This is a genomic window from Weissella cibaria, assembly GCF_004521965.1.
In the GTDB taxonomy this organism is placed as follows: Bacteria; Bacillota; Bacilli; order Lactobacillales; family Lactobacillaceae; genus Weissella; species Weissella cibaria_A.
The window spans coordinates 1-14,294 of record NZ_SDGK01000023.1; the positions used below are offsets into that span (position 1 = coordinate 1).

Here is a 14,294-nt window from a genome sequence, read left to right on the forward strand (position 1 = left end):
TGCTATTAGTTTACAGGGCAGAGAAAAATCTGTCCGTAAATCTAGCATAAGAGCAACCATTAATATCCTTAACAGTACTAATTTCGCCATCGCTTAGCTTTCTCGCAATTGTTGCAAACGATTTTTCAAACTTATTGGCTACTAGACCACCAATAGTAAAGTTTCTAATCGTAAACGAAATAATCTTATGCAACACTTGTGTGATTTCTGCTTCGTCAAAGTCTTTTTCAACCATAACAAGAATTAGCGGATAAAAAGTCTTTGCTCCCAATTGATTAAGTACATACAAGTTATTAATCAATGTTTCATCATGAAACGAAATTTGGTTCTTTGGATCTAGCATAGAGGCAAATTCATCTGACAAATCTGAAAGCTTCTGAACCAATCGCGTTGCATCGCTCTTAGTCTCCACACTTCGATTCAAAGCACGATACAACTTCTTCTCAGTAACGAAGTCATGTGTTCCATTCCAGTATGCACGAATGAACTTCGTAGCACGATCAGAATTGAAATCTAATGGAGTCATCATTTCTTCCCAATGGCGCTGTATGTCGGGATCGCCACTAGCTTTGCGGAATAGATGATTTTTCAAGAGGTCGGAACTATTCAAGTCACGACCACGAGCATTCAACGTTTCAAAGATAACAAAGGCACTTGCTTCATCTGGCGTTGAAATCTTCATAACAAACATGTGATCAAGAAATGCATCCTGCAAATCTTCTAAAAATTCAACCCTATCGTCAACCGTCTTAAAATCCTTTAGTCGTTCACCCACACGCTTGTACAAATAATCGTAAGCTTTCACAAAATTGCGCTCACTGTCTTGGCTAGCTTGCCCCTTTACCTCGCTAAAAGAGAACGCTTCATTTTGAATCAATCGACTAAAAAAATCAGCAACTTGTTCAGCTTGTGTAAAGTTATAGTTTCCTCGGCGAACAATAAACTTCTTTTGAAGGTCTTGCGCACGCATACGGGCTCGTTCTGAATCCAAACTATTAAAACTATCTCGTAAGACGGCTAAAAATATTGTTGATGTCGTCACTCGTTGCTGCCCATCAACCACATAATCATTGCCATCAAGCTTATTAGTAACGACTTGTCCTAAAAAATGATCATCTTCATTCTCATCTAAGACCTCGACTAAATCGTTCCAAAAATCTTCCCACTCCTGATTTGTCCATGCGTAGCCACGTTGATAGGTTGGCACAGCTAAATTTTTATTATCAGAAAATAAAGTGCCAATCGTCACTCGTTCAAAACTCATTTCAGCCATTTCAATACTCCCATTTTTGTAAATAATATATACATTTAATTAGATCACATTATTTACAAGGTGGCTACGAAAAAGCACGGAAATTAGTTATCCCGTGCTTCTCACCCTATTCAATTCTCATCACAAACCAATTCATCACCGCATTCACCGAACTTGCCCGACGAGGAACTGTGCTTCCACCAATGTCCGGTCGATGTAGTTTGATTAATTCACCGACTGTTTTATTGTCAGGTAAATGTCCCGTAGCCACCCAAATTTCAATCATCGCTCTAAAAATTGGCCGTTGCACCAACTCTTTAGCAAATAGCCCAATCTTCGTATTATAGTCTGCATCAATAAACACGCGTCCTAATTGAGAGACTTTAAATCTCCCATCTACTTTCTGAGCTAAGCTAAAATATTCGGCCGCGTTTGCATAATAATCTGATTGTCTCACATCAAACTTGAACGCTTCCGCGAAAAACTCCTTCGTACCTATCTCAAATACATCCCCTTGTTCACTCGTAAGCGGTTTACCACTAAGTACAACTGGTATTTCAAAGATTTTTTCAGGATCATTAGCTTGAATAAACGGTACTAATTCACCATCCAAACGTCTTGGCTCTACCGAAACTTTTTGCTGTGCCAATAAAACTTTCAAAGTTTCACGCGTTACTTGCTGCGATTCTTCTTCAAATACAAATTCATACTCACGAATTTTCTTTAACGAATTAAAATCATCAATATCCGTAAACTGATAAACGTGAAATGAAAATACATCATCAGTATATGTAAAGTACGCTGAATAAATTTCCTTAGGAAACTTCATCTGATCATGATAAATACGCGTTGGTATATACAACTGACGAATATTAAAATCCTCAGGTCGTTTCTTTTTCGATTCGACAATCAAGACACGACTTGGCGACTCATAAACACCATCAATTTCAGACTGCCATCCGTCAATCACAAAATTAGTTTGGCCATTACGGTAATGACTGATTTGAAAATCAATCAGTCCTGTTCCCTTCTTACCACTTAACGTTGTCACAACATCAGCATTTAAATCATCCATCACATATTTCAGCATGCCACTCATTTCAGCGACAGATTGTGCAACAGCCTCACTATTAATTGTTTCCGGACTTTCTGGGCGAATACCTGAAATCCACTTTGGAAAGGTCATTCGAACTGGTTCGAGTACTTCATACTTCAAACTCTCAAACGTCTTAAAGTCAGAAATAACATACCGATCCCGTCCCTTTGGCATTAACGTAAACTGTGCGCTTTTACCAAAAATATTCTTATCGACCGAATCTTTAAAAACTTCTGGCAAGTCACTACTAAAATCAAACTTCAATAAGTTTCGAGCGTCAGGCGCATTATCAGGTCGATCGGCATAATATTCACGTACGTATTTATTAATGTCACTACTGGTAATTTCATACGCCCCGTTTTGCTCAATTTGTTTTGGTATATCAAAGCGGTCAAATAAATAACGCCAGGCGATATCTTGCTTTCTAGTTCTTGCTTTTGCCATTCATCTTACTCCCAACTCCGCACAAGCACTTCAGAAACTTTGGCTCGACTACTTGCTTTTGCAGCAACGAAACGATGCGCTTCTACTGTTTCGATTACACCAATCCCCTCATATAGTTCATGAAGCAGTGGCACATCATTATTTGATAGCAGTACGAACACACCACGATCTTTTAACTCTTTAAACAAGTCACGTAACCGCACTTGTTCGTCATAACCAAATTCACTTGAGTAACTTGTGAAACTAGCCGTCTCGCTAGCTGGAATATAGGGCGGATCAAAATACACAAAGTCCCCTGTCTGTGCCTTTTCGACCGCTTTTGCAAAATCACCAGTCATAACGTCTACATTCGCGTTATTCAAATACTCGGAAACGCGTCGAATTGTTGGCTCATCTGCAATCTTTGGATTTTTGTATTTCCCATAAGGTACGTTATTTTGCCCCTTACTGTTTACACGCCACAAACCGTTAAAACCAACCTTAATCATATAAATGAATCGCGCTGCTCGTTCAACCTCTGTCATTTCTTCAAGACGACCATCACGATCAGTCAATCGCAAATCCAAGTAATATTCTTTTGAATTATTAGCCTGGTGTTCTACCAATTTTTCTAATAGTTCATCTGGTCGATCACGCACAATGCGCCAAACGTTTGCTAATTCCGGATTAAAGTCATTCACAACCGCATCATGGGGTTCCAAAGACAACAAAAAGGCACCTCCTCCCAGAAACGGCTCAAAATACGTCCCAAATTGCTTTGGAACGTACTTAGCCAATTCTGGCAGAAGCTGCTTTTTTCCACCGACCCATTTGATAAATGGACGGATCTCACCTAGTTGGTTGGTTGGTTGGTTGGTTGGTTGGTTGGTTGGTTGGTTGGTTGGTTGGTTGGTTAAGCATGCGCGTGATCCTCTGTCTCGTCAAATTGGATCTTAATTGTTGATCACTTTTTTAAATGGATCAACTTATTAACAACAAGCTTTATAACTTTGATTTATTGCATCATTTAGCTATATTCACAAAAAAGTCCGTCGAGCATATCTCAACAGACTTTCTACCATCTAATACATCAAAGCTGGCGACTTCAGCACCTGAATTTCATCCCCACCAACAATCACTTCATCAGCAACATTCAGGAACAACCCATGCTCAATCACACCCACTTGATTAGCTAACCAATTTGCTAATTCACTTGGAAACGGAATCGTATCTAAATGTAAATCAACGATTTCATTCCCATTATCCGTCTTCACCGGCTCCCCATCAGCCGTACGACGTAGCACCGGGTGCAAGCCATGGTTATCAAAGACCCGGCACAGCTGCTCAGCACCATAAGTGACAACTTCAACCGGCAATGGGAAATGACCTAGTTCCTCGTGCACCTTTGATTCGTCAACAATCCAAACATTCCGGCAGGAGTTTTTAGCGACAACCTTTTCGTACAACAGTGCCGCACCACCACCTTTAATCCCGTTCAATTGTGCATCAACAACATCCGCGCCATCGACGGTAATATCGATGTGGTCTACATCATCTACATCTGCCAAAGTAATCCCTAACGTCCGAGCCTGTTCGGCTGTACGCGTCGATGTTGTCACCCCGACAATGTCTAATCCTTCTTCATTGACATGGCGCCCCAGTTCTTCGACGAAAAACTTAACCGTTGAACCTGTGCCAAGACCGACAACCATGCCATTTTCAATTAACGTCGCAGCGTACTTTCCAGCCGCGCGCTTTTGTTCTAATGTGTTCATCAGATCACCTCCAACTATGCATGTACCAAATTTAATGATGCCAACACAGCCTTTTTCGTTGGGATTGACCGAATAGCCCCTGAATGTGAAACCGCAATTGACGACGCCTTGGATGCATATTGAATTGCGTCATAAATATTCGTGCAATCAGCATTTAGGTACGCAAACGTTGCTCCAATAAATGTGTCACCCGCAGCGGTTGTATCGACCGCCTTCACTTTAAAAATGGGTTGGGTGCGTGCATCTTGGCCAGCTAACTTGTAGTAAACCCCATCTTCACCCAAAGTCACAATCGTGCCCGTAATTGAGAGGTCCGCAAATTGCTCACTGATATCCAATAAGTCATCGAAATCAGTTGATGGTTCGCAATTTAGCAAAGCCGCTGCTTCTGTTTCGTTTGGTACAATAATGTCCGTTGCGGCAAGAATTGCTGGATCAATATCTTTGTAATTCAAGACCGGTGCTGGGTTAAGCACTGTCGTGACACCGTATTTCTTGGCGAGATAGAAGCCCTTCGCAACCGCCTCTTGGGCAACTTCAAACTGTGCAATCACAAAATCAGCTTCCGCAATAAGTTGTTCTGACTTCACCACATCGTCTGCTGTCAGCTTCATGTTCGCACCACCATACACCAAAATCGTATTGTGGCCATCTTCTTCTAGCAAAATCGTTGCGGTACCCGTAGCGTCTTCTTTTTCAACCAGGCCAGCTGTGTTAATACCTTCATCTTCAAGCAAATTTCTGAATTGCACACCTGCTGCATCCTGACCAATGGCCCCAATGAAACTCACGTCGGCACCTTGGCGGGCTGCCGCAACAGCCTGGTTCGCACCCTTACCACCTAGATTCGTGCCACGCGAATCAACTCGCAGCGTCTCACCCTGCAATGGTAAACGCGAAATGTTTTGAATAATGTCCAAATTCAAACTACCAATGACAACAATCTTATTCATCACAATCACCTACTTTTCTTCCTTTGCATACTTCATTTCAGAGATGAAGTACCATGACACGATCATAAATGCGATGGTTGGCACAATGAATGACAATTGCATTGAACCAGACCAGTCAGATACCAACCCTTGGAATAGTGGCCATACTGCACCACCAACAATCGCCATTACCAAAATGGCACCGGCCGTTTCGGTATACTTCTTATCTGCGACATTATCCAATGTGTGGGCGTAAATCGTTGGCCACTGTGGGCCAAAGAAGAAGCTCACAAACACAGCCGCGTACACGGCAATCATGCCTTGGCCGAATGTCGTGACCAGTAACGTAATAGTTCCCAACACTGAGTAGATACTCAACACGGTTGCGACCTTATAACGGCCCAAGAACCAGGTTGCAACCACTTTACCGACGAACCACATCGCATATGAATAGACCATAAAGGTTGTGGCATCCGCATCACTAATTTGCTTATTCAAATCCAAGGCCAAACGAATCGTAAATGACCAAACCGTTGTTTGCATCCCAACGTAAACGAATTGGGCGAGGATGCCTTTCTTGTAACGGAAGTTTCCCAACAAGTACTTGATGGTTTCACCCAAAGTGGCTTTTTCAGTGGTCTCTTGACCAGCCAGTGTTTCAACCTTTGGCTTAGCGCTTGGCATCTTGGTCACAGCCAAGATCAACAACATAATAATCAGGACACCAATGATGTACTTGTATGGTTGCAAGGTTAATTGCAACATCTTTTCACCATAGGCAATTCGTTCAGCACCATGCATCCCCGCCATCTTGGTCGCCAAATTACCACCTGTGCTAAAAATCATGTACTTTCCAAGTAGAATTCCAGCAATATCTCCCAATGGCGTCAATGCGGCTGAGATGTTCAAACGCAAGTTCGCATACTTCTTAGGTCCAAGCATCGAACTATAGGTATCACTGGCTGTTTCCAAGAACGACAACCCAATCGCGATAGCAAAAATGGCAAATAAGAACATTGAGTACGTTGCAACACGTGAAGCCGGGAAGAATAATCCTGCGCCAATAATGTAAGCAATCAGCCCCAACATAATCGCAAACTTATAAGATGTTTTCTTGATAACCAATGATGCCGGAATCGCAATTAAGAAATACCCACCGTAAAACGCTGACTGCACGAATGCGGTTGAGGCATCATTCAGTTGAAAGACTGTCTTAAACTGCGTGATTAAGATGTCATTCAGACTAGCCGCTGCCCCCCACATTGGGAAGATTAGCGAAATTACAATGAATTGGAATAACGGCGTCTTCGTTAAATACCCATCCGACAATTCATCAATATGCTTTGTAAAAGGTCGTACAACCTTTGCCCCCATGTTTTCCATGATTTATCCCCTTCGACTAAAATGCCACGCCACTACGCAAAATAATATTAGCGAACGGATGTGATTCACCCGTTCGAACCACTGCCCGTGTGGCCCCCAATTGTTGCTTAAATTCTTCATGCGGTACAAACGTCACGTCAACATTCGGCAAAACTGCTAAGATTGCCGCTAATTGATCTGGATTTTCCGTCTTGATTTCCTCGGCTAACGTGATGGCTTCAACCTGCATTTCCGTCAAAACATTTTCAAGTACCGTTTGGAAATCTGGCGTTTGGAACGTCACGGCCAGGTCAATCTTCTTTGTTCCAGCTGGTACCGGCAAACCAGCATCCCCAATCGCTAACGTATCCTTATGTCCCATTTGAGCTACCGTGTATGCTAGCTCAGAATTTAAAATTCCAACCTTCTTCATGATGAATGTCCCCCAAACAAACGTTATACTTTCCATGTAAATCGTTTTTGTAAATCGTTTTACAAGTTTTAATATACACCGAATAAACAAAATGTAAACCCTTACATTTGCCCAAATAAAAAAATCAAGCACTAAAAACACGTCGTTTTTAATGCTTGATTGGCATCATATCAATGATATTAAATCGAATCTGTTGATTCTCTAATAATTAAATGAGTATCTAAAATTTCCGTTTGCTTGGCGATGCTCGGATCATTAATCCGAGCTAATACCATATCCAAAGCAATCTGCCCCATTCGCCAAACCGGCTGCGTGACCGTAGTTACTGAAGGTACCATAAATTCTGAATAATCCGTATTGTCATAACCAACCACACTAAATGTTTTGGGCACGTCTACGCCGGCATTTTTCAAACCACGTAATAAGCCAATAGCTAATTCATCGTTTAGGGCAAAGGCCGCTGTCACGTTTGCTCGCTTAACACGGGAGGCAATTGCTAAGCCGCCGTGTTTTGACATCGACGTTTCAAAGTGTGTAATACTGGTGTTTTCCGTCTGGTTGACCGTCTTCTCAAAGCCTTGAATACGCTCACGCAAATTTTCTGTTAGATGGTCAGGTAGAATTAACGCAACATCACGGTGGCCCAATTGTAGCAAATGTTCAGCAACCGTCACCCCGCCTTGATATTCATTCGTCTTCACGGAATCAGCATCAGTATCAGCATTTGTTTGGTCCAAAACTACGTATGGCAGCTTCTGCTTATTGAGATAGGTGTTCACATCTTGCACATATGGCAACATGCGTGCGATTACCAAGCCATTAACGCCACGCCCAATCAGCGTCAAAATAGCTTGATCAATCTCGTCATCTGTCGCTGAAAAAAATGCCAGGTCAGCCATGCCATGTGCGTGTTCTTGCATACTTTGCATCAAATCTGAAAAGAACGGATTCCGTAAACTGGGTACCAACACCCCAATCAAGGGATTCGCATTACCACGTAAGGTCTTCGCACTTTGATTTGGCACGTAGCCCAGTTCTTTCTGTGCAGCAAGCACTTTATCAATCGTTTCCTGTGGAAAATGATCATTTCGTTTATTCAGCACTTGTGAGACCGTTGTCGGTGACACACCTGCTAAATTTGCCACATCTTTAATCGACGCTTTTTTCATCACGATCAGTCTCCTTCCACAATCTAGTATGGTTATCATTATACCTGTAAAACCATTTACTAAATAGCTATCTTTCGGCTGACTTTATGAAATTAGTACCAAACTACCGCCGTACAATCTTCCCCACAAACGCAATGCCATGTTGATACATAAAGTTCTGTGCATCTATCTCAGACCAAAACTGCTTAGCTGTAAACGGACTAAATGTCCTCTGAATTTGTCCATTCACTACGTCCCTAACGTACCCGCCATAATATTCAATCGCATACATCTTCATGAACCCCATTTCAAAAATTGTCATATCAATCTTACACCTCTTATCTGGTAATTACTGGTTTTGAGGTCTGCAAAAAAAGCGGCCCCTCGCATCACCAGGGAGCCGCTTTATTTTTTCAGTGAGATTTTTTTGAGTAAAGGTTTGAAACTTAATGTAATACTATTCCATGTTTGAGTGCGTGGCCTTGGCAGTGTCGTTTGACACGTGGTCACGACGGCTAATCATCAACGTCAAGATATCCAACGTAATGTGCACACTTTGATCAAACAACGTGCTCAACAATTGAATTGACTTCACTCCGTCACCAGCCTTAGTAGCACCAGGTACCACAATCGTGGCCTCGCCCAAGGCTGCCAATGGTGAGGTTGGGTTTGACGTCACACCAATCACGTGGACACCATTGTCAGCTGCCTTTTGCGCAGGGCCAACAACTGAGCCGGTTGTCCCAGAACCTGAGACCGCAACCAAGACATCGCCTTCAGCAATTGAAGGCGTAATCGTCTCGCCAATGACGAACACCGTGTATCCGATGTGCATCAAACGCATGGCAAAGCCCTTCACCATCAAACCTGAACGGCCAGCGCCCAATACGAAGATACGCTTGTCCTTCGTGATGATGTTTTCAGCAACGTCCAGTTGAGCATCATCTACTTGTGTCATCACTTCTTGAATTTCTGACAATACCTCATTTACTAAAGCCATTATAGCGCCTCCTTAAATTCACGACCGGCTGCAACTGGATCAGCTGCACCGGCAATCTTTCCACCAACAATGGCAATTTCAGCAATACCATCCGCTGACAGCTTCTTCACTTGGTCCAAATCAATCCCACCGGCCACGGCAATGCGCTTTGCAGCTGGGAATTGTTCATGGAAGTGCTTAACTGACCCGGCTGCATCGAAGTTGGTGGCATTATCGTGTGAGTGGTGCAATCCAAAGATGGCGTGGTCAAACGTCATCAATGGTGCAATCTCCTCATCCGTCATGTTCAACAAGTCAATCAACATTGTCTTGCCCGCCTTTTCCGTCACCTCATATACGGCACTGATCGTTGATAAGTCGGCTGACCCCATGACCGTCAAAATGTCGGCGTTGGCTTCAAAACCCTTGTTAAATTCATAAACACCTTCGTCGATGGCCTTCAAGTCCATCAACAATTCTGAATGCTTAATTTCTGCCTTGATATCTGACAAGGCAATCAAGCCATAGTCCTTTACCAAAGATGTACCGAGTTCAATCACATCAGCGATACCATCAAGGTCCTTCGCCAATGCAATGGCATGTGCTAATGACACACGATCAATTGCTACTTGTAACTTCATTAGTCTTCACTTACTCCTTCTGTGGCATAAAATGCTGCCAATTGCGCTGATGTTGGATAACCATCATTATCACCAGGTGTTTGCACTTGCAAGGCCCCAACTGCGTTTCCACGCATGGTGGCAGCGCGCAATGACTTGTCTTCTAGCAAGGCCGTAATCACACCAAGAGCAAAACCGTCACCAGCACCTACTGTATCAACTACATTAGCGACCTTAAAGCCGGGTACCATAAAGCCTTCTGTATCGCGTGTTTGCACGTATGCTCCGGCAGGCCCAACCTTCACGATGACAACCTTCGTCCGCTCACTTTGATTCAAGTAGAAGTCCGCAATATCCTTAGGGTCTTCACTGCCCATCAAGATCTTACCTTCGTTGTTACCTGGCAAAATGATATCTGCAGACTTTGCAAATTCGTTAATTTCACGAATCATACGGGCATCGTCGTTCCAAAGGGCTGGACGTAAGTTAGGGTCAAACGTGATCAACTTGTCGGCTGCGACCAAGCGATCCATCAAGTGACGGAAGGCCTTGTTTGAGGTCTCTGACAACGCTGGGAAAATCCCTGACATGTGGGCAATTTTCACGTCGTCCAATTTCACGTCATCCAACACATCTGCTGACAAGTGTGCTGCAGCTGACCCTGTCCGGTAGTTAAACGTTTGTGGATCCCCCGTCGTCACCATCTGCTTCAATTGGAATCCCGTCCAGTTATCTGCATCTTCGGTCACGAAAGTCGTTCCAACCCCATGTTCAAGGATTTGCTTTTTGGCGTACCCACCTAACGGATCAGCACCTAAGCGACTCACATATTCCGTTGTGTGACCCAAACGCTGTACCCCAATAGCCACGTTTAACTCTGCGCCACCCAGCAACTTAAAGTAATTAATGGTGTCAACCAAGCTAGCGTCCGCGTCCTTCGACATGAACGTCACAACTGGCTCACCAATCGTTAAAAATTCACTCATGATTATAATCCTTCAATCTCTTACTTGATAATCAAAACGGCCAAAATAACGTTAATGATTGAAACAATCCACATTACCGGCACACCCTGCTTCAACAGTTCACGACTGTCGACCTTCATGTACTTCAAGGCCCAAACGTTCCATGATTGCGTCAAGTCAGTCGACACCGCCATCAAACTAGGCACATACATCAAAGGCAACAACAAGGTATCTGGGAAAATGTGCGCTCCCGCCAAAACGGCAGCGGTGGCAGCTCCTGCGCCCCAAACGTGCAACGGACCACGGAACAACGCCAATGGTGCGGCAATTCCAAGTGCCAAGGCCAACATCCAAATGTTTGATGGCAAAATTGACGTCAATAACGTTTGGAAACGAGCTGCATTAATTTGGGCAGCGCCGGAGAACATGATCAGTGCCATCAAGAACATAATCAATCCAGCAATATCTGAAATTGCTGTTTTAATGGTATCGTTCAGGAAGTCGTTAAATGCTTTCCAGTGGCGCATCTTACCCGTTAACAACATCGCCAACAAGGTTGCCAAAATCAATGATGGTACGGCATCCCACTTAAACGCCAAATTCATAAAGACTGGGACAACCGGCACAATAAAGGCAGGCCATGGAATCTTAATTTCTTCTGTTGAGACTTCAGCACCAACTAGCTTCAAGTTCTCGTCCGCCTTTGAGGCATCAAATGACTTGCGGTGAATAAAGAGGTAAATGATAACCGCCAACAGTTGCACAGTCATGGCTGTGATACCGAAAATCAAATACTTGCCACTATAGTCAGCCTTTGGGAAGAAGGCCTTGATTTGGTTGAAAAGCACCAGATTCAAGTACATTGGTGCACCAACCGACATCAAGAAGACTGGCAAGGCAATCTTACGTGGAATACCAAGTGACAATAGAATCGGCAACAAGATAACTCCGATCGCGATAACTGAACCAACACCGTACGCACTAATGAAAATCAACGCCGTAACCAAGATAACCAAAATGGCGGCCAACATCACATTCTTCTTACCTGCCTTCGCCGTGCGTTGTGAAATGGCGGGTGCAATACCTGAGTCAACCAAAACACGACCAAACCATGATCCGAACGCAATGTAGATAATCGTTGGTCCATAATTTAACGCTGGCTCAGCGAAGACTTTCTTAATGGCGACATCAAATGGCACTAGCCCGATGACAGACCAAAGGATTGCCATCACGAAGAACCCAACCATCAAGTTACCACCCTTGAAGATGTAGAAGATAAAACCGACAAATGTCAGCAACAACAAAATTGCAATAATCGTGTTAACCATGATTAACGAGCCTCCATTGCGTGACGTAACATCGTCACTTGCACGGCAATTTGTTCGTTAGTTGCCATTGGGAATTCCAGGGCAACATCAACGTTTTTGTCGAATAGCTTGTAAATGGCTTCCCAATCAAACAAGCCTTCAGCCAAATCAGTTGTCACAATCAACCCATTGTCCGTGTCAGCTGCATTCTTAAAGTGCACGTAATCGGTATAAGGTGCCAATCGCTCAGCACTTTTTACCGCATCCCCCTTCGTGAATGCCCAGTTACCAAGGTCGTAAACATACCCAATCTCAACTCCCGCTGACTTTGCGTCTTGCAAGAAGGCATGAATCGGTTCAAGGTGACCACTTAATGCCGTTTGATCATTTTCAATATTAATGGTGATATCAGCTGGCCAATCCTTAAAGGCTGTCGCCAGGTCACCAGTAAAGTTGGCGTAATCACCCAAATTGAACTTCGCTTTAACTGCGCCTAGTGTTTGTAGCTCCGCAATGTACTGCGGTAACTTTTCATTAACTAACCCGTTGACAAACAATTCATCCGGGATGCTCAATGCAACAGCCAACTCTGCTGTCGCAGCCGCTTCGTGCACCGCTGCGAGTTCTGTTGCCAAATCGTGGAAGTATTCGCGCCGAACTTCAATGCCGTCGGCCCCCAATTCCTTAACTTGAGCAATTAACTCAGCTTGCGTACGTCCTTGCTTCACCGCATCCTCAAAAATCCATGTGTTCAAAAATAGCTTTGCCATGTCATACCCCTAAGAACAGTGGCACCATTTCGTCAAACCGCACCATTGCTCACCTAATCTCTAAAATATCCGTCATCATTTTAGGTTAAGCGCTTAACCAATATCCAAAAATATATGGGCACAATGGCCCGTTAAAATTAAGTCACTACCTAATCTTGCTTACTCACAAAGTTAGGTAAGCGCTTAACCTTACGTGACAAGAATAACACCCAAGTTGGGTGTTGTAAACAGTCTATTCATAAGTCGCCGCAATGACGATTTTTTCAGTTTGTGTTTTGGCCGTCTTTTTATCCAACCGACGCAAGAGCAACTCAGCCGCTGAAGCCCCCATCAGAAAAGGGTTTTGCTGGATTAGCTTCACGTTTGGATTAAGGTCGCGCGCGAGTTTTGTGTCTGAAAAACCAGTCACTCGTAGTTGCGCAGTCAAGACATTTTCACGAATCATGTGCGGCAAGATTTCCAACATCAACCGTTCCTTAAAGAAGAATACAACGGTCGGGGCATCCGTTGGCAATTGACTAATAATCGTTTGCACCTGTTCTGCGCCAATGATCCCCGGATGCGTAATTTCAATCATTTGAGCATCTGGATAAACTGCTTGCACCCCACGCCAACGCGCCGTACGTGTTGACACGTTAGCAATTGGCTCAGAAATCACAACAACATTCGCAAAGCCTTGGTCACGATAGTGTTGCGCCGCCCGTTTTGCAGCTTGCTCATTATCCGTCACGACCATATCATAGTCGCCACCCGTTGTCTCACGGTCAACCAACACGACCGGTAAATTCTTTCTAATGTGCTTTTGTAGAACTTCGTTATCAGCCGAGATTGGTTGCATAATCACACCATCAAAATTTTGTTGGCTGATGCGATCAAGTAATGATGCTTCCCGCTTAACTGATGAATTCGTGTCAAAAAGCACCCCGGTATACGATTCTGCTTCAAGAATCGATGAGGCCCCTTTGAAGAATTCCGTTGAAAAATAATCATCCACATCCGCAGCCACGATGGCAATCAGACCACTGCGTTGCGTCATCAATTGGACCGCTGAGGCATTAGGCACGTAGCCAGTTTCTTCGATGATTTGCTTAATGCGATTCGCGGTTTTATCCGACATTTTCTCAAGTCGGCCATGGAGATATCGTGACACTGTGGCAATACTGACCCCTGCCCGTTCTGCAATGTCATTGATATTCAATTTCTCTTCATTTGCCATTGAAGAACATCCTCTT

General features: G+C 43.7%; 15 protein-coding genes. All 15 read right to left on the reverse strand.

Features of this window, described 5'->3' with window-relative positions:
• Window positions 1-10 precede the first annotated feature (10 nt).
• On the reverse strand, window positions 11-1,273 hold the full coding sequence (locus tag EST42_RS03480) for a DUF262 domain-containing protein (RefSeq protein WP_134644230.1): 1,263 nt from the start codon (window positions 1,271-1,273) through the stop codon (window positions 11-13).
• A gap of 106 nt (window positions 1,274-1,379) precedes the next feature.
• Entirely contained in the window at window positions 1,380-2,792 is a 1,413-nt protein-coding gene (locus EST42_RS03485; protein ID WP_134644231.1) for a type II restriction enzyme, read from the reverse strand.
• Window positions 2,793-2,797: 5 nt separating this feature from the next.
• Complete coding sequence (locus EST42_RS03490) at window positions 2,798-3,619, reverse strand: DNA adenine methylase (protein WP_245150368.1); 822 nt, start codon at window positions 3,617-3,619, stop codon at window positions 2,798-2,800.
• Between the two features lie 234 nt (window positions 3,620-3,853).
• Window positions 3,854-4,546, reverse strand: coding sequence for a ribose-5-phosphate isomerase RpiA (gene rpiA / locus EST42_RS03495; protein ID WP_134644232.1), 693 nt, complete (start codon window positions 4,544-4,546; stop codon window positions 3,854-3,856).
• Between the two features lie 14 nt (window positions 4,547-4,560).
• A complete protein-coding gene (rbsK, locus tag EST42_RS03500; RefSeq protein ID WP_209019469.1) occupies window positions 4,561-5,499 on the reverse strand; it encodes a ribokinase in 939 nt (312 codons plus the stop codon).
• Between the two features lie 9 nt (window positions 5,500-5,508).
• Window positions 5,509-6,861, reverse strand: a complete 1,353-nt coding sequence (gene fucP, locus EST42_RS03505; protein WP_209019470.1) for an L-fucose:H+ symporter permease — start codon at window positions 6,859-6,861, stop codon at window positions 5,509-5,511.
• A 16-nt stretch (window positions 6,862-6,877) separates the two neighbouring features.
• A complete protein-coding gene (rbsD, locus tag EST42_RS03510) occupies window positions 6,878-7,273 on the reverse strand; it encodes a D-ribose pyranase (RefSeq protein ID WP_010370848.1) in 396 nt (131 codons plus the stop codon).
• A 179-nt stretch (window positions 7,274-7,452) separates the two neighbouring features.
• Window positions 7,453-8,442: a ribose utilization transcriptional repressor RbsR gene (gene rbsR, locus EST42_RS03515; protein WP_134644234.1), complete on the reverse strand. Its 990-nt coding sequence runs from the start codon at window positions 8,440-8,442 to the stop codon at window positions 7,453-7,455.
• Between the two features lie 103 nt (window positions 8,443-8,545).
• A complete protein-coding gene (locus tag EST42_RS03520) occupies window positions 8,546-8,743 on the reverse strand; it encodes a hypothetical protein (RefSeq protein ID WP_134644235.1) in 198 nt (65 codons plus the stop codon).
• 135 nt (window positions 8,744-8,878) lie between these two features.
• Entirely contained in the window at window positions 8,879-9,421 is a 543-nt protein-coding gene (gene hxlB, locus EST42_RS03525; protein WP_134644236.1) for a 6-phospho-3-hexuloisomerase, read from the reverse strand.
• Window positions 9,421-10,041 (reverse strand): orotidine 5'-phosphate decarboxylase / HUMPS family protein, encoded by a 621-nt coding sequence (locus tag EST42_RS03530; RefSeq protein ID WP_085637773.1) that lies wholly within the window; start codon window positions 10,039-10,041, stop codon window positions 9,421-9,423. The genes hxlB and EST42_RS03530 overlap by 1 nt, the downstream gene beginning before the upstream one ends.
• Entirely contained in the window at window positions 10,041-11,006 is a 966-nt protein-coding gene (locus EST42_RS03535; protein WP_134644237.1) for a sugar kinase, read from the reverse strand. The genes EST42_RS03530 and EST42_RS03535 overlap by 1 nt, the downstream gene beginning before the upstream one ends.
• A gap of 20 nt (window positions 11,007-11,026) precedes the next feature.
• A complete protein-coding gene (locus tag EST42_RS03540; protein WP_134644238.1) occupies window positions 11,027-12,313 on the reverse strand; it encodes a gluconate:proton symporter in 1,287 nt (428 codons plus the stop codon).
• A gap of 2 nt (window positions 12,314-12,315) precedes the next feature.
• Window positions 12,316-13,062: a sugar phosphate isomerase/epimerase family protein gene (locus tag EST42_RS03545; RefSeq protein WP_134644239.1), complete on the reverse strand. Its 747-nt coding sequence runs from the start codon at window positions 13,060-13,062 to the stop codon at window positions 12,316-12,318.
• Window positions 13,063-13,294: 232 nt separating this feature from the next.
• Window positions 13,295-14,278 (reverse strand): LacI family DNA-binding transcriptional regulator, encoded by a 984-nt coding sequence (locus EST42_RS03550; RefSeq protein WP_134644240.1) that lies wholly within the window; start codon window positions 14,276-14,278, stop codon window positions 13,295-13,297.
• Between the last annotated feature and the right edge of the window lie 16 nt (window positions 14,279-14,294).